This window comes from Caballeronia sp. LjRoot29 (assembly GCF_964252755.1).
GTDB lineage: Bacteria > Pseudomonadota > Gammaproteobacteria > Burkholderiales > Burkholderiaceae > Caballeronia.
This window is the reverse complement of sequence record NZ_CAXUPU020000036.1, coordinates 45,316-63,820: the sequence shown is the minus strand read 5'-3', so window position 1 is coordinate 63,820 and position 18,505 is coordinate 45,316. Positions and strand designations below refer to the sequence as shown.

Genomic DNA, 18,505 nt, shown 5'->3' with positions numbered 1-18,505 from the left:
TTCCGCGTCACGACCGCAATGCCTGGTTTACGGCATTGCAGACGGAAATCACAGGCTCTTTTCATCAAAAGGCGGCGGCAACGGAAACGGTGCCGACACGCTCGTTCATCGCCATCGGCATTGTGTAGTGACAGAACGAGCGTCTTGGTCGGCGATGTCCGGACGAATTGATTGCACCACCCTTCCTGAGGCAGCTCAGCGAAGCACGACGAGATATCAGCAAAATGAACGCTTTAAAGAAAGCACCGTCGCTTAATCACGGCAACTTGCTGCCCGCGAGTTTAGCTGATCGCCAGCTCGACCACATTGAGCACATGGTCAGGTCGGTCGCGCGGGCCTTCCCGGCCGGACCGGTCCACGGCATGGACAAGGAGTATTGGGAAAGCCGGCTTCGCGCCCTGATGAATGAGAGCGATCTGGTGGCCGTGCAACGGCACCGCGCGCAACGGCTGTTGCAGGATCTGGCCAAACGCGTACGGCCAAATGTGTTGAAACAGACGGCGGCGTGAAGCGCTGGTGATCGACCGGACCTGCGACTTCGAGCAAACCGTCGATGCTTACCGCTTCCTTGAAAACGCCGCGCATGTCGGCAAAGTCGCCATCGACCTGAATGCTTGATGTAATGGTTTTGCCGCTCCGTCACACTCACTGCGCAGGATTCGGCGGCAACCCGACATAACGGGCGCGCGGCCGGATCAAGTGGCCTGTTTGCGCTTGCTCCAATGCATGAGCGAGCCAGCCCGCGCAGCGGGCAAGCGCGAAGATCGACAGCGGCGCATGCGACGGCAGATCGAAAGCCGCCGCGAGAACCGCCAGCGCGAAATCCACGTTCGGACGCTCGCCAACCGCCCGTTCCACGCACTCGGCGAGCTCAGCATATATCGGCGGCACTCTAACCCTGCTGAGCAGCGCGCGCGCCCTGGGGTCTCCATCGGCGTATAGCGGATGACCGAATGCCGGAATCACGCGGCCTTGCGCCAGCCAGTTACGCACGGCCGCCTCCGGGTCGGTTCTTGTTGCCGACTCGATCAACCCGCGAACCGACGACGACGCGCCGCCATGCAACGGTCCGGTGAGCGTGGCAAGACCTGCCAACACGCCCGCCGATAAGGACGCACCCGTGGAGATGGTGACGCGCGTAGCGAACGTCGATGCATTCAGTTCATGATCGGCGAGCAAAACGAGCGCGCGCCGGATTGCGTCTTCAGCCTCACTGCATCCCCACGATACCGCCAGCCGCTCGCTTAACGTTCGCACCGCGCGCGAGGAAGCTGTAGCGCCAAGGACAGCATGTGCGAGCGTCGAAAGAACGCTCGCGGCCTCGCCTCGCAACACGGCAGGCGTGCGTCCGCTCGATGGCAAATCACGCGCGCTACGCCGGGCCAATGCAACGAGACTTGCGGTCAAAGGGTCGTCGGTTTCGGTGTTGGCATCCTCGCGCGAAATGGGGGGATCAATCGAGATCGCATCGGCCTCCCATAACAACCCGGTTACCGCCTCAAACGACGCCGTGTTCGCAAGCTCGATAGCATCCCGCCCGCGATACCAGAGCTTTCCATCCGACACCGTGGAAATAGCGGAAAGCAAAACAGGATCACCCCAGTCGATGGTCTGCGCTGCGACCTTCTCAACCTTGCGCTGTCCGCTACGACGCTCCGCCATGCGCACTACATCGTCCCGGTGATACAGGCTGCGGCGCGGGTCCGTTTCATCGGGCTTCGCGCGGATTTTTCCACGGCTCACGTTCGCATAGAGCGTCTGCGCGCGGACGTTCAACACGCTCAAAGCCTCGGCCGCTGTCATCCATGCCATACGGATCTCACATTGATGAATTGAATCAAGATTGACGTCAACGCTATCAATATTAATATCTCTAGCCATGCAGGACGAACGTTTTAAAGCGATGAGGAGGACGACATGCAGGGATTGCTCAAACAGCACTTCGATACATTCGCGCGCTACAACGCGTGGGCTAACACCCGGCTCTTCGATGCCGCCGCGCGCCTGAGCGCCGCTGACTATCGCGCGGATCGCGGCGCGTTTTTCAGATCGATACAAGGGACGCTCAATCACTTGCTCGTAACCGATCGCGTGTGGATGTTTCGTTTCACGGGCGAAGGGAATTCACCCGATCGGCTCGATGCAATCCTGTTCGAGGAACTGGAGCCGCTTCGTCTAGCGCGTGAAGCCGAAGACACGCGGATCATGCGGTACATAACGGAACTCAGTGAGGCGTCGCTCGAAGGTACGATCACGTACCGGCGCGTCTCCACGCCCGAAGCGATCACGCAACTTTTAACGCCCGCACTTGCGCATTGGTTCAATCACCAAACGCATCATCGTGGGCAGGCGCATGCACTGCTGACCGGGCTTGTGGGACCGGCACCGGAACTTGACCTGCTGTTTTACCAGCGTCTCGCGGAAAAGGGGCTTGCTTGAGGACCGCGTGACTTACAGCGGTTTGCGATACACCACGGACCCTTGCTTCTCGCCGACCTTGTCGTAGAGTTGCATCGCTGTGGTGTTGGTGTCTCGCGTGTGCCAATACACGTGCTTCACACCCGCGGTCTCCGCCTGCCGATAAACCTCCTCGATCAGCTTGCGACCGACGCCTTTTCCTCTCGCGGCCTCGGCTGTAAACAGGTCATGCAGATAACAACGCGGACCCAGTTGGATCGTGCTCCGATGAAAAAGAAAATGCGCCAAGCCGACTAACTCGCCGCCGCTTTCCGCCACTAGCGCATGCATGGGTTCGTACGCATCGAAGAAGCGCGACCATGTCGTCCGCGTGACTTCGAGCGGTAACGCTGTGTCGCCGTGGCGATCGTAAAAGGCGTTGTAGCCGTCCCAGAGAAGCTTCCATGCATTGAAATCCGAGGACACAACGGGGCGTACGTGAATGGCGTCAGTCATATTGAATGGTTGGTCGTAGCAGGGAGATCCGCAAGCTTGATGAACAGTCAAAACGAAGAATAAAAGCGTGCTGGAACCGTTCATAGATCCAATGCGGTCATTAAACGTAGAGCCACGAAATCAAGCGCTTCGCATCGAACTCATCACGCAAACCGTCAAAAACAACGTCTAAATTCCGATGCCTCCTTCCATCAGCGGGGTAAACACCTATCCCACGAATTCGACATTCATATAAACATATATATGTTTTGACGACTGGTTGACCATTCACCAATCTGGGCCGCCTCATTCATTCAAGCAGACAAAAGACGCACGGAGACTCGATGTTTTCCTGGTATCGGCAGATTTCTAACGGCGAGCGATATACGTTCTGGGCGTGCTTCGGCGGTTGGGCGCTCGACGCGCTCGATGTCCAGATGTTCAGTCTCGTCATCCCCGCGATCATTGCGGAATGGGGCATCAGCAAAACGCAGGCGGGTCTGGTGAGCGGCGTCACGCTGGTGGCGTCCGCCATGGGCGGATGGATCTGCGGCGCAGCAGCAGACCGTTACGGCCGCGTGAAAACCTTGCAGGTCACCGTCATCTTCTTTTCAGTCTTCACGTTACTGTCGGCGTTTGCGCAGAATTATCCGCAGTTCATCGTACTGAAGGCGCTACAAGGCTTTGGTTTTGGCGGCGAATGGGCAGCGGGCGCGGTGCTGATGGCCGAGACTATTCGCAACGAACATCGCGGCAAGGCAATGGGCGCGGTACAAAGTGCATGGGCCGTCGGCTGGGCCGCGGCCGTGCTGCTTTACGCGACCGTGTTTTCGTTCATGTCGCCCGATATCGGCTGGCGGGTGATGTTCGGCATCGGCATCTTGCCCGCGCTCCTGATCATCTATATTCGGCGCAATGTCCAGGAGCCGGTCGCGCCCGCTCGCAAGGAGGCGGTACTGAAGGACACGAAAGAACGCACGCCGCTCCTGTCGATCTTCGCGCCCGACGTTATCCGCATGACGCTTATCGGCGGTCTGCTGGGCGTGGGCGCACATGGCGGCTACTCGGCCCTCACCACGTGGCTTCCGACCTACCTGAAGACCGAACGTCATCTTTCAGTGCTGAGCACCGGCGGTTATCTGGCGGTGATCATCGCGGCATTTTTCTTCGGCTGCCTGGCAGCGTCGCAGTTGCTCGATCGCATTGGGCGCCGCCAGACCATTTTGCTGTTCTCCGTCTGCTGCGTGGGCACGGTCATCGTTTATCTTTTCGTGCCGCTCTCCAATCACGCGATGTTGGCGCTCGGATTCCCACTCGGCTTTTTCGCCGCCGGCATTCCGGCCAGCATGGGCGCGCTCTTCAACGAACTTTATCCACGCGGCACACGCGGGACTGGCGTAGGCTTTTGCTACAACTTCGGACGGGTTGTGTCGGCGGGCTTCCCCGTGATGGTCGGACATCTGGCCGCACAGTATTCCCTCGGATTCGCGATTGGCGTGGACGCGGTTTTCGCTTATGCAATCGTCGCCGTCAGTGTAATGATGCTGCCGGAAACGCGCGGGCGCACGCTCGCCGAAGACGTGCCGGCGTAGCGCGTCATGACTGATATTGGCAGCCCTGTCACCGGCATAGATTCGCACGCGCACGTGTTCACGCGGGACCTGCCGCTTGCTTCAGGCCGGCGTTATGCGCCGGCCTACGACGCTCCGCTCGAACGTTATCGCGCCATGCTCGCCAGCATCGGGATGTCGCACGGCGTGCTGATCCAGCCCAGCTTCCTCGGCTTCGACAACAGCTATCTGCTCGCGTGTCTCGACGCGTACCCGCAGCAGTTGCGCGGGGTCGTCATGGCTGATCCGGTGAATGCGCCGGGTTATATCGACGACTGGCATGCGCGGGGGGTCGTGGGAATTCGAGCGAACCTGATCGGCGCCCCACTGCCCGATTTCACCGATCAACACTGGATCGCGCTTTTATCGCGCATGGTCGCGCTCGACTGGCACCTTGAAATGCAGATCGACGCAGGCCGCCTGTTCGAGGTGGCGCCCGCGCTGCTGGCAAGCGGCGTGCGGATCGTGATCGATCATTTCGGGCGTTTCGATCCCGCGCTCGGCAGCAGCGATCCCGGCTTTGCTTACCTGCTCTTGCTGGGGCAAACGCGGCGCGTGTGGGTCAAGGTATCGGCGGGATATAGGGTGAGTGCGAAACCGGAGGACCCCGACGCGACCTTCGCCACAAGCGCGATTGCGTGGTGCGAATTGCTGCCCGCGTTTGGCGCCGACCGCTTGCTTTGGGGCACCGATTGGCCGCATACGCAGTTCGAACATGTCTGCGATCCGCGACGCGCGCTGGGCGATTTTCATCGACTTGTCACTGATGCGTCGCATCGGCGGGCCGTGTTGATCGACACGCCTGCAGAGCTATTCCACTTTCGCTAAGTCAAGCGTCGGAAAGCAGGAGAACGCGGCGCTGGTGGAAGAGGCCACGGCGGCCGCGCAACCGCTTAAAGATCGGGTGAAGTCGCTGAAAGGCGCGCTCGCGACTTTCAGTCGTGAGCCTTCGTCGCACGTGGCTCAGCGGATTTCCGATTGATACAGGAACTGGCTTGCCGGGCCGCGTGAGCGACGCCATTCAAGGGGATGGCGATCGTATCCATAGGCCAGCCGCTCGATCACCACGATCGGCGTGCCTTTCTCAATAGCCAGCAGTTTCGCGTGCTTCACGCTTGCGGCTTCGACGGTGAGCGTTTCCGTCGCCGATGCCACCACCTGATTGCATTTCGCTTCATAGACCGGATAAAGCAGGTCGCCGATAGAGTCGAGCGGCAGGTCGGCGAACGCCGCGAAACGGTCGAGCGGCAGCCAGATGTCTTCGGTCAGCACAGGTGCGTCTTCGATCAAGCGAAGTCGCGCCATCTGGATCACGTTGGCGCCGGATGCAATCTGCAACGTGGCGGCAACGGCGGCCGGCGCCTCCACTATGCTGCGCTTCAGAATCTGGCTCTTGGGAATCCGGCGCTCGCCGGACTTGCTTTGAAAACGGAAGAACCGGAACAGCGAGCCATCGAAACTCGCACGCCGGACAAACGTGCCGCGCCCTTGGTAACGCTCCAACAGGCCTTCCGCGACAAGCAGGTCAATTGCCTTGCGCACGGTTCCAACCGCGAGGTCAAAGCTCTGCGCAAGTTCCTGTTCGGTGGGAATAGCCTCGCCGGGTTGCCAGCGGCGCGCGGCTATTCTTGACGCAAGTTCGTCGCGCAGGCGTTGGTATCGGGGGAGTCGGTTATCGGCTTGCATGCAGGTCTTCGGTGTAATACATGCACAGGATTGTATGACTTCCCCTCGCGTTTGTTGCGTCAAATTGCGTTGCTGTGGGATTGGCTTTGGCCTATTGCTCTTTTGAAGAGACCACTGCTCATGCACTCATGTCTTGCTGAGAGAGCGACAGTATCGAAGCTCTGTCAACCACTTGCCGCCGAGTTGAACGCCCCTGCTCGAGTTATCGCAGACGAAACCGCTTCGTTTATAAAACGCACGCGCGCGCCGGTTGTCCAGCAAGACCCATAGGGCGACGTCCGTATATCCGGCCGATTGCAGCGCGTGACGTGCTGCATCGATGAGTCGTCTGCCGATACCTTTGCGCCAGAAAGCCGGCGCTATGTACAGCGTCTCCACTTCGGCCCACCGATGATCCTTGTCCCCGTCCCGTGAGTCCCCGAACGCGACCCAGCCGATAATGGCTGCGTCGGCGTGATCATCGGCGTCGGCGTCGGCATGAGCGACCAGCACCCGCGGCTTTCCCGCGACGATGAAGTGATGCCATGCCTCCGTCCGCCGCATCACCGACAGATTGGCCAGATACCCCTCGGGCAAGATTCCGCGATACGCCGCCTGCCATGAATCCACATGAACCGTGGCGATAGCGTTTGCATCTTCGACCGTGGCCTCGCGTATTTCAACAAGCATGCAATGTCCCGGTTGAGGTTGGTTTAGATGGGCAAGCAGCGATCAGGGCCGCGCACTTTTCTATCAGCCAGCGTGGGTCGTTGCAAACATTTCCACCTGAGGAAGGCAGCGCCGTGATGCGTGTAATCGACATGTCAGGTGTCGTCGCCAATTTGCGTCAACGGCGGTTCAGCGGCGCGCCAAGCCCCACGAACCACGGGCATCGATTCAAGTTTATCCAAATTTCCTGTGCCGGCAGGTTTCACCCGCATAGACTCCATGGAGCGTGAACTCCATACTTGCTTAATCCGGAAAGCGACAGGCCAGCATCGGAAGTCGCACTCCCACGATGAGAGGCCATATGCGAAAACAGTTGCTTCAATGGGGTTGTATTGGATTTGCGGGCTTGCTGGCGATTCCCGCCGTGACGTTCGCGCAGCAGCAGGCGTACACGAATAATGCGGTCAACATGCGAGCCGGGCCGGCGGGCGACTACCCGATCGTGACTCAGTTGCCGGGCGGCGTGCCCGTCACGGTCATGGGCTGCATCAGCGGCTACACCTGGTGCGACGTGGTGGTGCCCAACTTGCGCGGCTGGGTCTATGCGGGAAGTCTCAGCTATCCGTATCAGGGCGGCAATGTACCGATCCTGACGTACGGAACCACGATCGGTTTGCCTATCGTGACGTTTTCCATCGGTTCGTACTGGGGCAGTTATTACCGCGGCCGTCCTTGGTACAACCAGCAATCACGCTGGGCGAATCGGCCGCCTCCCCGGCCCGGTCCCGGCCGTCCGCCCGGTTATGGCGGAAGGCCTCCGTCCGGACCGCCGCCCGGTCATGGCGGTGGACGGCCTCCGGGACCGCCGCCGGGCCACGGCGCGGGCGGGCGGCCTCCGGGACCGCCGCCGGGTCAAGGTGCCGGTGGTCGTCCTCCGGGACCACCGCCAGGTCAAGGTGCGGGTGGACGGCCTCCGGGTCAAGGCGGCGGGGGTCGTCCTCCAGGGCAACCCGGCGGCGGGCGACCTTCAGGACCACCACCCGCTCATGGTGGCGGCGGAGGTAACGGCGGTGGCGGTCATGGAGGTGGCGGCGGCGGTGGAAATGGCGGCGGTCATGGCGGCGGCAACAACCAGCAGCACGGTTAGCCGCAATCATTCGCCGGCCGCGGGCTACGGCGCGCTTCTACGCTGGCAGCAACGTGCTGGCGTAAACAGAAGCATCATGAGTTTCGCGTCACTCGCGCCCGCGTGACCTGTTTTGAAAAAAACATCGTCCCTCGCAGGCGCCTGCTTCCGCGGGCGCCTGAAGCAATCCGTAGCATCGACAAATAAACGCTGCCCGTGCAATGCGGGATCGCAGAACACGCGAGCCAGGAACAATGCTGCAAGCCAATGCTTCATCGCCACATGCCAGCCTCAAGACTTTCGCTGCCAAGATGGCTTTTGTCCTGCTCTGGTCGGGCGGCTTTCCGATAGCAAAGATTGCAGTCGGCTACGCGCCGCCGCTGACATTGCTGGCGCTCCGCTATGGCTGCACCGTTTGCCTGCTCATCCCTCTCTTCATCATCACCAAGCCCGCGTTGCCGAAGACCCGGGCTGCCTGGGGACATGCGTGTGTGGTCGGCTTCCTGGTGCAAGTCGTGTACTTCGGCTTGAGTTACCTCGCCTTCAAAGCGGGGGTGTCGGCGGGCGTGGCGGCAGTCATCGTGTCGCTGCAGCCTGTGCTTGTGGCCGCAATGGCGCCGAAACTCGTCGGCGAACGCGTGGGCGCCCGGCAATGGCTGGGGCTGACGCTCGGGCTGATTGGCGCAACCGGTGTGGTTGTCAGCCGATCGAGTATGTCGGTGCATTCGGTCTGGGGTCTTCTGCTTGTCGTAGGCGCGTTGATTGGAATGACAGCCGCATTGCTCTATGAAAAGCGCTTTGGCGTGGCGCAACATCCGGTGACGTCAAACCTGATCCAGTATTCAATTGGCCTTGCGTTCTGCGCACCGTTGGCGCTGCTGCTGGAAGACGTTCAGGTTCAGTGGACCGGGACGTTCATGGCTGCGCTGGGATACCTCGTGGTTGGCAACTCACTGATCGCGATCACCTTGCTGCTGGCGCTGGTTCGCGCGGGGCAGGCGTCGAAGATAGCGTCCTTGTTCTTCTTTATTCCACCGGTCGCGGCAGTGCTCTCGTGGTTGATGCTCAATGAAGTCATGCCGCCGCTGGCGTGGGGAGCGATGGTGTTTACCGTTGCCGGCGTGGCGCTTGCAACCTGGTCGATATCGAGTGTCAAGCGGCAGAAACCGTGACCTTGAAGTGGACCGCCCATGCGCGTCAGAGCCCAGTGCTGCGACGAGGCCGTGAAGCGAAACACCTTCTACTAGGGAAACGCTGATTTAATCGACGCGTTTGTAAACGCTGTGACGTAGTGAAGCGTTGTTAGAGCTGGAACGACGACGGAGCGATACGGATGCGACAAATCAGTTTTGCGAGTGCAGAACACCAAGGCAAGAAACGGGTTACGCGGCGCGAGAAATTCCTGGGCGAGATGGAGCAAGTCGTGCCGTGGTCGCGCTTGCTGGGGGCATTGGAGCCCCACTACCCGAAGGGCGCGAGGGGGCGTCCGCCAATTGGGCTGGAGCGCATGCTGCGGCTGTACTTTGTGCAGCAGTGGTACGCATTGTCCGACGAGGGGCTGGAAGATGCGGTGAGCGACAGCGCGGCCATCCGGCAATTTGTCGGTATTGATCTGGGACATGAGGAGGCGCCGGACGCGACCACGGTGCTGAAATTTCGTCGGCTGCTGGAGGCGCACAAGTTGACTGCTGTGCTGTTGGAGGAAATCAACGCGCACTTGCGCGAGCGCGGGCTGATGATGCGCGAGGGGACGATGGTGGACGCCACCTTGATCAACGCACCGACCTCGACGAAGAATCGCGACAAGGCGCGCGACCCTGAGATGCATCAAACGAAGAAGCGTAATCAGTGGTACCACGGGATGAAGGCGCACGTGGGCGTTGACGCTGAGTCGGGCCTGGTGCATAGCACGCACTACACGGCGGCCAACGAGTCTGATGTGGCACACACCCATGAGGTGCTGCATGGTCAAGAGGATCACGTGTTTCTCGATGCGGGTTACACGGGGGTGCAAAAGCGCGAAGAGATAATGAAGGCGCAAGGCGACGGTGCCATTAAGACGCAAGTGCAATGGTCGGTGGCGATGAAGCGTGCCAAGCTAAAGGGCATGGCCGAAGGGCCGTTGAAGCAGTTGACGCAGGCCCTGGAGAAGGTCAAAGCGCAAATCCGGGCGCGGGTCGAACATCCGTTTCATGTGGTGAAGAACCTGTTCAACCAGAAGAAGGCTCGCTACCGGGGCCTGGCTAAAAACGGTGCGCAGTACGATGCGTTGTTTGCGCTGGGCAATTTGGTGATTGCAAAGAAAGCGTTGCTGCAATCAATGGAGAACTCCGTCTGCAAGGCGGCGTAGCGCGCAAAAAGGGGGGGAAAGCCCCACAGAAGTGAAAATTCTCAGCGGCTGGTAGGCAAATCCGCTGCCGGTTCACGAAGGAATCCGCATCGTGCGCACAGCGTTGCACGATGCTGCTTTGTTCAGCGTTTCCCTAGGTGTTTAACCCGACGAATCCAGACCGCGGTAATAACCCGCTATTACCTTCTTTTCCGTCAACGTTGCATACTGAAGCGACGCTATGACACGAGTTCAGCATGACCAAATTCCTTCATCTCATGATTCGCGTTGAATCGCTGGATCGCTCCATTGCGTTCTATCAAAACGCGTTCGGCATGCGCGAGTCGCATCGCCTTGACTTCGATACCTTCACGCTCGTTTATCTCCGCGATCCCGAGAGCGGGACCGAGATCGAACTCACGTTGAACAAAGGCGCGACCACGCCCTACACGCACGGCACGGGCTACGGTCACGTGGCATTCGCCGTCAACGATATCGAAGCATTCCGCGACTCTCTGCTAAGCCGGGGCATGCAGCCCGGCGACCTGAAATCGCTGAGCCACGACGGCGCGGTGGCGGCGCGCTTTTTCTTCATCACCGATCCCGACGGCTACAAGATCGAAGTGTTATCCAGGGAGGGCCACTACGTATGAACTGACGCTGGCGCCGTACACAATATAAAAGGAGACAAATCATGCCCAAGGCGATCCCCATTGCCATAATCGCGGCCGAGACCGGCGACGCGATCCCCGCTATATCGTCCATATCGTCCGTACCGTCTGCGCGCGTGAGCCGCAGGCACTTCCTCCAGGGCTCCGTGGTTCTGACTGGTTTGCTGGTGGCCGGCACGCCGATCGCCCTGCTCGCGCCAAGCCGTGCCTGGGCAGTGGAACTCAGCCATATCGACCAGAACCAGGCCGACGCAATCATGGTGCTCGCGCGCACGCTGTATCCGCACAAGACGTTGCCGGACGCGGTCTACGCGCTCGCGGTCAAGGACGTGGATGCAAAAGCCACGGACTCGAAGACCATCGATGTCATCAAGACCGGCGTGGCGAAACTGAACGACGCCGCGTCCGGTAAGTGGAACGACACAGCAAGCCTCTCCGACGCGCAGCGAACCGCCATTGTCGAAGCCAATCAGACCGATCCGTTCGTCCTGCTCGTGCGCGGCCAATGCGTCACTTCGCTCTACAACAACGAGATGGCATTTGCCCATTTCGGCTACGAAGGCGAAGCGTTCAGCAAAGGTGGCTATGTGTATCGCGGCTTCAACGACCTGACCTGGTTGCCCAATCCGCCCGCCGACGCAAGTCCGCCGGTCGCATGACAGCAAACATCAGCGACGATAAGCAAAGACAAAGGCGCACATCTGATACTGCCGAGGAGGCAAGCATGGCTAAGTTCGACTACAACGACGACTCGGTTGTCGTGATCGTCGGTTCGGGCGCGGGCGGCGGGACGCTGGCAAACGAGTTATGTCAGAAAGGGGTGAAAGTGGTCGTGCTGGAGGCAGGCAAGCGCCAGTCTTCAGCGACCTTCATCAACGACGAATGGAAGTCGTTCGGGCAACTCGCCTGGACCGATAAACGCACCACGTCAGGCACCTGGCGCGTGGCCAAGGACTTCCCTGAATTACCCGCATGGATCTGCAAGACAGTGGGCGGCACGACCACGCACTGGGCGGGTGCGTCGCTGCGTCTTCATGAGCACGAGTTCAAGGCGCGCACGACCTATGGTTCCATCGATCAGGCGAACCTGCTCGACTGGCCGATCGCGCTCTCCGATCTCGAACCCTACTACGCACGCGCCGAAGACAAGATGGGCGTCACGCGCACGAACAACATTCCGGGCCTGCCGGGCAACAACAACTTCAAGATCCTGTACGACGGCGCGACCAAGGTCGGCTACAAGAATTGCAGTACCGGTCACATGGCGATCAACAGCCGCCCACGCGCCGGACGCGGCCGCTGCATGCAGCTCGGCTTCTGTTTCCAGGGCTGCAAGTCGGGCGCGAAATGGTCCACGCTCTATACGGAAATTCCCGCTGGCGAAGCCACGGGCAGGCTCGAATTACGGCCGGAATCGCACGTGATGCGCATCGAGACGAATGCTGCCGGCAAGGCCAGCAGCGTGGTCTATATGGATGCCGACGGCAAGCAGCAGCGTCAGCGCGCACGCGTGGTCTGCGTCGCGGGAAACTCGATAGAAACGCCGCGCCTGTTATTGCTCTCGGAATCATCGAAACATCCTGACGGCCTTGCCAACAGCTCGGGCCAGGTGGGCCGCAATTACATGCGGCACACCACGGGCTCGGTGTTCGGTGTGTTCAAGGAGCCCGTGCATTTTTATCGTGGCACGGTGATGGCTGGCATTGTCACGGACGAAGCCGAGTTCAATCCGAAGCGCGGATTTGCGGGTGGCTACGAAATGGAAACCATCTCGCTCGGTTTGCCGTTCGCCGCCGCGTTCTTCGATCCGGGTGCATGGGGATCGGACTTTGCTTACTATATGGACAACTACGCAAATACCGCCGGCATGTGGATTGTCGGAGAGGACATGCCGCGCGAGACCAACCGCATCACGCTGAATCATGACGTGAAGGATCAGGTCGGGCTGCCGGTGGCGAACGTCCATTACGACGATCATCCGAATGACATCGCCATGCGCAATCACGCGTTCAAGCAAGGTGAAGCCATCTATGCGGCGGCAGGCGCCGTGAAGACGCTGCGCACGCCGCCCTACCCGTCCACGCATAATCTGGGCACCTGCAGGATGAGTGCGAAATCGAGTGACGGCGTCTGCAACAAGCACGGCCAGACCTTCGATGTCCCGAACCTGTTTATCTCCGACGGCAGTCAGTTCACGACCAGCGCGGCCGAAAATCCGACACTGACCATCGTGACGCTGGCAATCCGGCAATCGGATTACATCGCGGACCAGATGAAACGCCGTAATATCTAGAAAACAGAGGCTTGCGAAGCGACCGAAGCGACCCACAGGAACCGCCGCCCGGCGGTTCCTTCTTCAATGTCAGGAGCTGTCCATGTGCAGGATCTACGCTCAAACCGATCCCATTCTCTATGAATGCCGCGCGCGCTCGGTGCGCATCAGCGGCGTGACAACAACCATCCGGCTGGAAAACCTGTTCTGGCAAACCCTGTCCGAGCTCGCCGCCGACAACGACATGACGACCAACCAGCTCATTGCCAAGTTGCATGAGGAGGTCACGCAGCATCTGGGCGAAACGACGAATTTTGCGTCGTTCCTGCGCGTCACCTGTCTTCGATATCAAGGGCTGAGGGCGAATGCATCGATGGATTTTCGCAGCCACGTGGCAGCGGCGACGACTGACAAGGTGACGGGCTGACCGATGACAAAACCGATGACCGGACGTGCATGGGCGAAATCGTCTTGCGGGGTGCTACTCACGCTCACGCTACTCGCGGCAGTTGTATTGCCGGCGCAAGCGGCGCCCGATGCCGCAGCCGCTTTGTCGATCGTGCAGAAGAACAACTGTCTCTCCTGTCATGCCGTGGATTCGCAAGTGGTCGGGCCGGCGTATCGGGAGATCGCGAAGAAGTATCACGGCGATGCCTCGGCGCCCGACAAGCTCTTCACCAAAGTCCGCAATGGCGGCGCTTTCGTTTGGGGTGAAGTCCCCATGCCGCCGAACCCCAATATTAGCGACGCCGACTTGCATACGGTGATCGCCTGGATTCTTTCCGGCGCGCCCGACAAGTAAGTCGACTCTTTGAGCCCAAGCGCGCTGCCCTTTCCACGCAGCGCGCGATATTTTTCCCCTCTAGGTAAAACCCCTTATTTCGCGCGGCCTCCTCACGCACTAACCTCGCGTCAGCTATAAACAGAACGTCGTTCTATCTGACAGAACTTCGTCAAAGCGAGACACCCATAGGAGGGTTCAATGGCAAGCCTGCCAATCGATGCGACGCACGGGTCGCCCAATTCAAGCGCCGGCGTGGGCGATACAACGTTCGGCGTCAATGCGCGCATCGACCGGCTGCCGGCGACGCGTTCCGTCTGGATGCTCGTATTCCTGCTGTCCATCGGCGGCTGGTTCGAATTTTATGACCTGTTTTTTACCGCCTACGTAGGCCCCGGCCTCGTCAAAAGCGGCCTCTATTCCACGACAACGGCCTCATTCTTCGGCGTCTCGGGACTTGGCGCGTTCGTGGCGGCGTCGTTTGCGGGCTTGTTCATCGGCACATTCTTTCTGGCCGGTCTCGCCGATCGATACGGCCGCCGCACCGTCTTCACAGTCTCGCTGCTCTGGTATTCGGCGGCCACGCTGATCATGGCGCTGCAAACCACCGCGCCCGCGATCAACCTATGGCGGCTGATTGCAGGCATTGGCGTGGGCGTGGAGCTTGTGACTATCGATACCTACGTCAGCGAGCTCGTCCCGAAACATCTGCGCGGCCGTGCGTTCGCGTTCGTCCACCTCGTCCAATATTCGGCCGTGCCCTCGGTCGCGTTTCTCGCATGGTGGCTCGTGCCGCAAAAACCCTTCGGCCTGGATGGATGGCGCTGGGTGGTGATCATCGGTGCATTGGGTGCAATCGTCGTTTGGGCGATCCGCCGGCGCGTGCCTGAAAGTCCCCGTTGGCTCGCGCAACAGGGCCGTACGGCGGAAGCGGAGAAGGTACTGCAAGCCATCGAGGCGAAAGTAGCCGCGCAATATGGACGCGCATTGCCGACGCCCGTTGCAACCGTCGAACCGGCGACCACGAAGGCCGCGTTCCGCGAAATCTGGCAGCCGCCGTATCGCAAACGCGCGATCACCATGCTCGTCTTCAACTTCTTCCAGGCGATCGGGTTCTACGGCTTTGCGTCCTGGGTGCCGACGCTGCTCGTCTCCAAAGGCGTCACGATCACGCACAGCTTGCTGTACTCGTTTGTCATCGCGATATCGAATCCGTTTGGACCGTTGATCGGGATGGCGATTGCGGACCGGATTGAACGGAAGACGCTGATCGTGTTATCGGCATTCGGCATCGTCGTGTTCGGCAGTTTGTTCGCCACGCAGACATCGCCAGTCATGCTGATGATCCTCGGCGTGCTGATCACGCTTTGCGGCACGTTGCTTTCGGTCGGCTATCACGCGTATCAAACCGAGCTCTTTCCCACGCGTCTGCGCGCTCGCGCCGTGGGTTTCGTGTATTCCATCTCGCGTCTTTCCGCCATGTTTTCCGGCTTCATGATCGCGTTCGCGCTGCGCCACTTCGAAGTGACCGGCGTGTTCGCCTTGATCAGCGTGTCGATGGTGATGGTGATGGGCGCGATCGGCATCTTCGGACCGCGTACCAACAATCGCAATCTCGATGAAATTTCGCAATGATGGTTCGATCTGAACAAGAGGTTCTGACATGACGCTTCCGTTAGCTGGCGTGCGGGTGCTGGATTTATCGAATGTATTGGCCGGGCCGTTTTGTGCGTATCAACTCGCGCTGCTCGGCGCGGAAGTGATCAAGGTCGAGCATCCGGAAGGCGGCGATCTGGCAAGGCGCCTGGGTGCCGATAAGGACGCGTCGGAACGCGGCATGGGTGCGTCGTTCGTGGCGGTCAATGCGGGGAAGCAGTCGATCACGCTGAACCTGAAAGATGCGCGCGGCAAGGAGATCTTGCGCTCACTTGTGAAGACGGCGGACGTGCTAGTAGAGAACTTCCGGCCCGGCGTGATGACGCGCTTGGATCTTGGCTACGAGGCTTTGAGCGAGATCAATCCGAAGCTCATCTATTGCGCGATCTCCGGTTTTGGTAAGGATGGCGAATTTTCCAAGCGGCCTGCGTACGACCAGATTATTCAGGGCATTTCTGGCGTGATGAGCGTGACGGGCGATGCCGAAAGCGCGCCGCTGCGCGTGGGCTATCCGGTCTCGGATACGGTCGGTGGCTTGACGGCGGCGTTCGGCATTTGCGCGGCGCTGGTCGATGCCCGCGCGAATGGACGCGGCCGGATGCTCGATGTATCGATGCTCGAAGCCACGCTCTCGACCATGGGCTGGGTCGTGTCGAACTACCTGAACGCCGGCGTCACGCCCGCGCCGATGGGCAACGAGAACTTCACGGCTGCGCCCTCGGGCACGTTCAAGACGGGCGATGGTTTGCTCAACATCGCGGCGAACGAAACGAAGCAGTTCGTGAGTTTGTGCCGGTTGATCGGGCGCGCGGATCTCGCCGATGACCCGCGCTTTTCCGAGCGCAACACGCGCAAGGTGAATCGTGCGGCGTTGAAGGTGGAGATTGAAGCGGCGCTGGCAACCGACAGCGCGGTGAACTGGGATGCCAAGCTGACCGAAGCCGGCGTGCCGGTTGGACGGGTGATGTCCGTGCCGGACATTCTCGCGCATCCGCATCTGGTATCGCGTGAATTCGTGCACGAGTTCAACGGTGACAATGCCGTCACGCGGCAACGCGTCACCCGCGCCGGCTTCCGTTTCTCTGATGCCGACACCGCGCCCGCCACCCCCGCGCCGACCTTGTCCGCCAACACCCGCGAGCATCTTGCAACGCTCGGTTTCGACGATACGCAAATCGACGAACTGCGCGCCGAAGGAGTGATCTGACCATGACGCAAACATTTGACGCGGCCACGCTTGCCGCGGATTACTGGAGCACGTCGATCATCGATATCCATCCGGGATCGATCAATGTCCGTGGCTTTCCGATTCAGGAGTTGATCGGCGCGATCAGTTTTCCGCAGATGATCTGGCTCATGCTGCGTGGCGAATTGCCGGATAAAGCGCAAGCGGCATTGTTCGAAGCGGCGCTCGTGGCGTCGGTCGATCATGGTCCGCACGCGCCGTCTATCGCCATCTCGCGCATGGCGACAAGTTGCGGTTTGCCGTTGAACGGCGCCATGGCATCGGCTATTAATGCACTCGACGATGTCCACGGCGGCGCGGGTCAGCAAGCGGTCGGGCTATACGATTCGATCGTCGCGCTCGAAGACGCCGGCGCCACGTTGAGCGATGCTGTCGCGCAAGGCGTGGATACGTTTATCGAAACGAAGGGCAAGTATCTGCCCGGCTTCGGGCATCGCTTTCATCCCGTCGATCCGCGTGCGGTCAAGCTGCTTGCGTTAGTCGATACAAGCGTTGAACAAGGCGCAATCAGCGGACGATACGCGGCGGTTGCGCGCGGTGTAGAAGCGTTGCTCAAGCAGCGGAAAAACAGGCCGGTGCCGATGAACATCGACGGCGCAACGGCCGTGATCTATGCGGAACTCGGCTTCGCGCCGGAGTTGGCGCGCGGGGTGTTTTGCTTATCGCGCGCGGTCGGGATCTTGTCGCACGCGTGGGAACAACGCGGGCGCAACGAGCGCAATAAAGGGCCGATGCCGCGTCAGATGGCCTACAAATACACCGGCAAGCCCGAGCGTCATTTGGGCTGAACCTTCGCGGCGCGTTCCTGCGCGTTGCGCAACGCGCGCGCGTCGCCGCCGAGTGCATCGGTTGCGCGGGCCGCGCAATCGAACAACGCGCCAATATTGCGCGCCACGAACGCCAGATCGATCCGCGAACTCGGACCGGCGAGCGTCAACACGCCGCGCAGGGTCTGGCGCACCCCGAAGACGGGCATCGAAATGCCGGCGGTCTCGCGGTCGCGTTCGCCCATGGAGACGCAGTAAAAGTCGTCGCGAATGCGCTCGAACACTTCGCCTTCCGCTCCGCCGAATGCAAGCAGCACCAAGCCGCCTGAGCCGCTTCCCAACGGCAACACGTCGCCTTCGCGAACGTGATAACGCACTGCGTGCGTCGAATCCACACGATGCAAACACACCCGCACCGCTTCGTCACGCACATAGAAGGACACGCTTTCGCCACTGATTTCGGCGAGCTCGCGCATGAGCGGAACGAGGATATCGCCGAGATTCAAACTGCGTTGATACAACGCGCCGAGCATGAAGGTGGCCGGGCCGAGCTGATAGCGGCCGTCATCGAGACGCAGCAGCAAGCGGTGCTGAATTAGCGCGCCCGCCAAGCGAAGCAGCGTGCTTTTGTAGAGCCCGGTACGCGCGGCGAGTTCGGCAAGCGTCAGCGATCCATCGTCGGGCCTGAACGCAAACAGGATCGAACAAGCACGGTCGATGACGGCAACGCCTTCGCTTTCTTTCGGGCCAGGTTTGATCTCGGGGGTTTGCATGGTTGAGTGACGTGGGTGAAGCGTCGTGTCCTGTATATGGTTCGATGG

20 protein-coding genes are annotated in these 18,505 nt (G+C 60.3%); 15 read left to right on the top strand and 5 right to left on the bottom strand.

Annotation, left to right across the window (positions count from 1 at the left end; translation table 11 throughout):
- Positions 1–167: 167 nt before the first annotated feature.
- Positions 168–509 (top strand): hypothetical protein, encoded by a 342-nt coding sequence (locus tag ACSQ83_RS29425; protein WP_436230560.1) that lies wholly within the window; start codon positions 168–170, stop codon positions 507–509.
- 136 nt (positions 510–645) lie between these two features.
- Here the strand turns inward: ACSQ83_RS29425 and ACSQ83_RS29420 are convergent, their stop codons facing one another.
- Complete coding sequence (locus ACSQ83_RS29420; RefSeq protein ID WP_436230559.1) at positions 646–1,812, bottom strand: citrate synthase; 1,167 nt, start codon at positions 1,810–1,812, stop codon at positions 646–648.
- A 105-nt stretch (positions 1,813–1,917) separates the two neighbouring features.
- Here ACSQ83_RS29420 and ACSQ83_RS29415 point away from each other — a divergent pair, with 105 nt between their 5' ends.
- Positions 1,918–2,439 (top strand): DinB family protein, encoded by a 522-nt coding sequence (locus ACSQ83_RS29415; protein ID WP_436230558.1) that lies wholly within the window; start codon positions 1,918–1,920, stop codon positions 2,437–2,439.
- Between the two features lie 12 nt (positions 2,440–2,451).
- On the opposite strand, the gene ACSQ83_RS29410 is transcribed toward ACSQ83_RS29415, so the two are convergent.
- Positions 2,452–2,913, bottom strand: a complete 462-nt coding sequence (locus ACSQ83_RS29410; RefSeq protein WP_414966378.1) for a GNAT family N-acetyltransferase — start codon at positions 2,911–2,913, stop codon at positions 2,452–2,454.
- Between the two features lie 323 nt (positions 2,914–3,236).
- Here ACSQ83_RS29410 and ACSQ83_RS29405 point away from each other — a divergent pair, with 323 nt between their 5' ends.
- Together ACSQ83_RS29405 and ACSQ83_RS29400 are read left to right on the top strand one after the other, a co-directional pair.
- Complete coding sequence (locus ACSQ83_RS29405) at positions 3,237–4,484, top strand: MFS transporter (RefSeq protein ID WP_414951511.1); 1,248 nt, start codon at positions 3,237–3,239, stop codon at positions 4,482–4,484.
- 6 nt (positions 4,485–4,490) lie between these two features.
- The gene (locus ACSQ83_RS29400; protein WP_414951512.1) at positions 4,491–5,330 is read left to right on the top strand and encodes an amidohydrolase family protein; all 840 of its coding nucleotides are present in this window, start codon (positions 4,491–4,493) and stop codon (positions 5,328–5,330) included.
- A gap of 135 nt (positions 5,331–5,465) precedes the next feature.
- On the opposite strand, the gene ACSQ83_RS29395 is transcribed toward ACSQ83_RS29400, so the two are convergent.
- A complete protein-coding gene (locus ACSQ83_RS29395) occupies positions 5,466–6,188 on the bottom strand; it encodes a GntR family transcriptional regulator (RefSeq protein WP_414951513.1) in 723 nt (240 codons plus the stop codon).
- 126 nt (positions 6,189–6,314) lie between these two features.
- Positions 6,315–6,857 carry a GNAT family N-acetyltransferase gene (locus tag ACSQ83_RS29390; protein WP_414951514.1) on the bottom strand — a complete coding sequence of 181 codons (543 nt, stop codon included), beginning with the start codon at positions 6,855–6,857 and terminating at the stop codon, positions 6,315–6,317.
- A gap of 340 nt (positions 6,858–7,197) precedes the next feature.
- Here ACSQ83_RS29390 and ACSQ83_RS29385 point away from each other — a divergent pair, with 340 nt between their 5' ends.
- From ACSQ83_RS29385 to ACSQ83_RS29335, 11 genes are all read left to right on the top strand, one after another.
- On the top strand, positions 7,198–7,983 hold the full coding sequence (locus ACSQ83_RS29385; RefSeq protein WP_436230557.1) for an SH3 domain-containing protein: 786 nt from the start codon (positions 7,198–7,200) through the stop codon (positions 7,981–7,983).
- 233 nt (positions 7,984–8,216) lie between these two features.
- A complete protein-coding gene (locus tag ACSQ83_RS29380) occupies positions 8,217–9,134 on the top strand; it encodes a DMT family transporter (protein WP_436230556.1) in 918 nt (305 codons plus the stop codon).
- A 161-nt stretch (positions 9,135–9,295) separates the two neighbouring features.
- Positions 9,296–10,312: an IS5 family transposase gene (locus tag ACSQ83_RS29375; RefSeq protein WP_436230555.1), complete on the top strand. Its 1,017-nt coding sequence runs from the start codon at positions 9,296–9,298 to the stop codon at positions 10,310–10,312.
- 236 nt (positions 10,313–10,548) lie between these two features.
- Positions 10,549–10,944 (top strand): VOC family protein, encoded by a 396-nt coding sequence (locus ACSQ83_RS29370; RefSeq protein ID WP_436230554.1) that lies wholly within the window; start codon positions 10,549–10,551, stop codon positions 10,942–10,944.
- Positions 10,945–10,985: 41 nt separating this feature from the next.
- On the top strand, positions 10,986–11,621 hold the full coding sequence (locus tag ACSQ83_RS29365) for a twin-arginine translocation signal domain-containing protein (protein WP_436230553.1): 636 nt from the start codon (positions 10,986–10,988) through the stop codon (positions 11,619–11,621).
- Positions 11,622–11,686: 65 nt separating this feature from the next.
- Positions 11,687–13,255 (top strand): GMC family oxidoreductase, encoded by a 1,569-nt coding sequence (locus ACSQ83_RS29360; protein WP_414951519.1) that lies wholly within the window; start codon positions 11,687–11,689, stop codon positions 13,253–13,255.
- An 82-nt stretch (positions 13,256–13,337) separates the two neighbouring features.
- Positions 13,338–13,661 (top strand): ribbon-helix-helix domain-containing protein, encoded by a 324-nt coding sequence (locus ACSQ83_RS29355; protein ID WP_299708297.1) that lies wholly within the window; start codon positions 13,338–13,340, stop codon positions 13,659–13,661.
- Between the two features lie 3 nt (positions 13,662–13,664).
- Positions 13,665–14,036, top strand: coding sequence for a c-type cytochrome (locus tag ACSQ83_RS29350; RefSeq protein ID WP_414951520.1), 372 nt, complete (start codon positions 13,665–13,667; stop codon positions 14,034–14,036).
- 180 nt (positions 14,037–14,216) lie between these two features.
- Entirely contained in the window at positions 14,217–15,650 is a 1,434-nt protein-coding gene (locus ACSQ83_RS29345; protein ID WP_414951521.1) for an MFS transporter, read from the top strand.
- 28 nt (positions 15,651–15,678) lie between these two features.
- The gene (locus ACSQ83_RS29340; protein WP_414966371.1) at positions 15,679–16,878 is read left to right on the top strand and encodes a CaiB/BaiF CoA transferase family protein; all 1,200 of its coding nucleotides are present in this window, start codon (positions 15,679–15,681) and stop codon (positions 16,876–16,878) included.
- A gap of 2 nt (positions 16,879–16,880) precedes the next feature.
- Positions 16,881–17,705, top strand: a complete 825-nt coding sequence (locus tag ACSQ83_RS29335) for a citryl-CoA lyase (RefSeq protein WP_436230552.1) — start codon at positions 16,881–16,883, stop codon at positions 17,703–17,705.
- On the opposite strand, the gene ACSQ83_RS29330 is transcribed toward ACSQ83_RS29335, so the two are convergent.
- Entirely contained in the window at positions 17,693–18,457 is a 765-nt protein-coding gene (locus tag ACSQ83_RS29330) for an IclR family transcriptional regulator (protein ID WP_414966369.1), read from the bottom strand. The two genes, ACSQ83_RS29335 and ACSQ83_RS29330, sit on opposite strands and share 13 nt — an antisense overlap.
- Between the last annotated feature and the right edge of the window lie 48 nt (positions 18,458–18,505).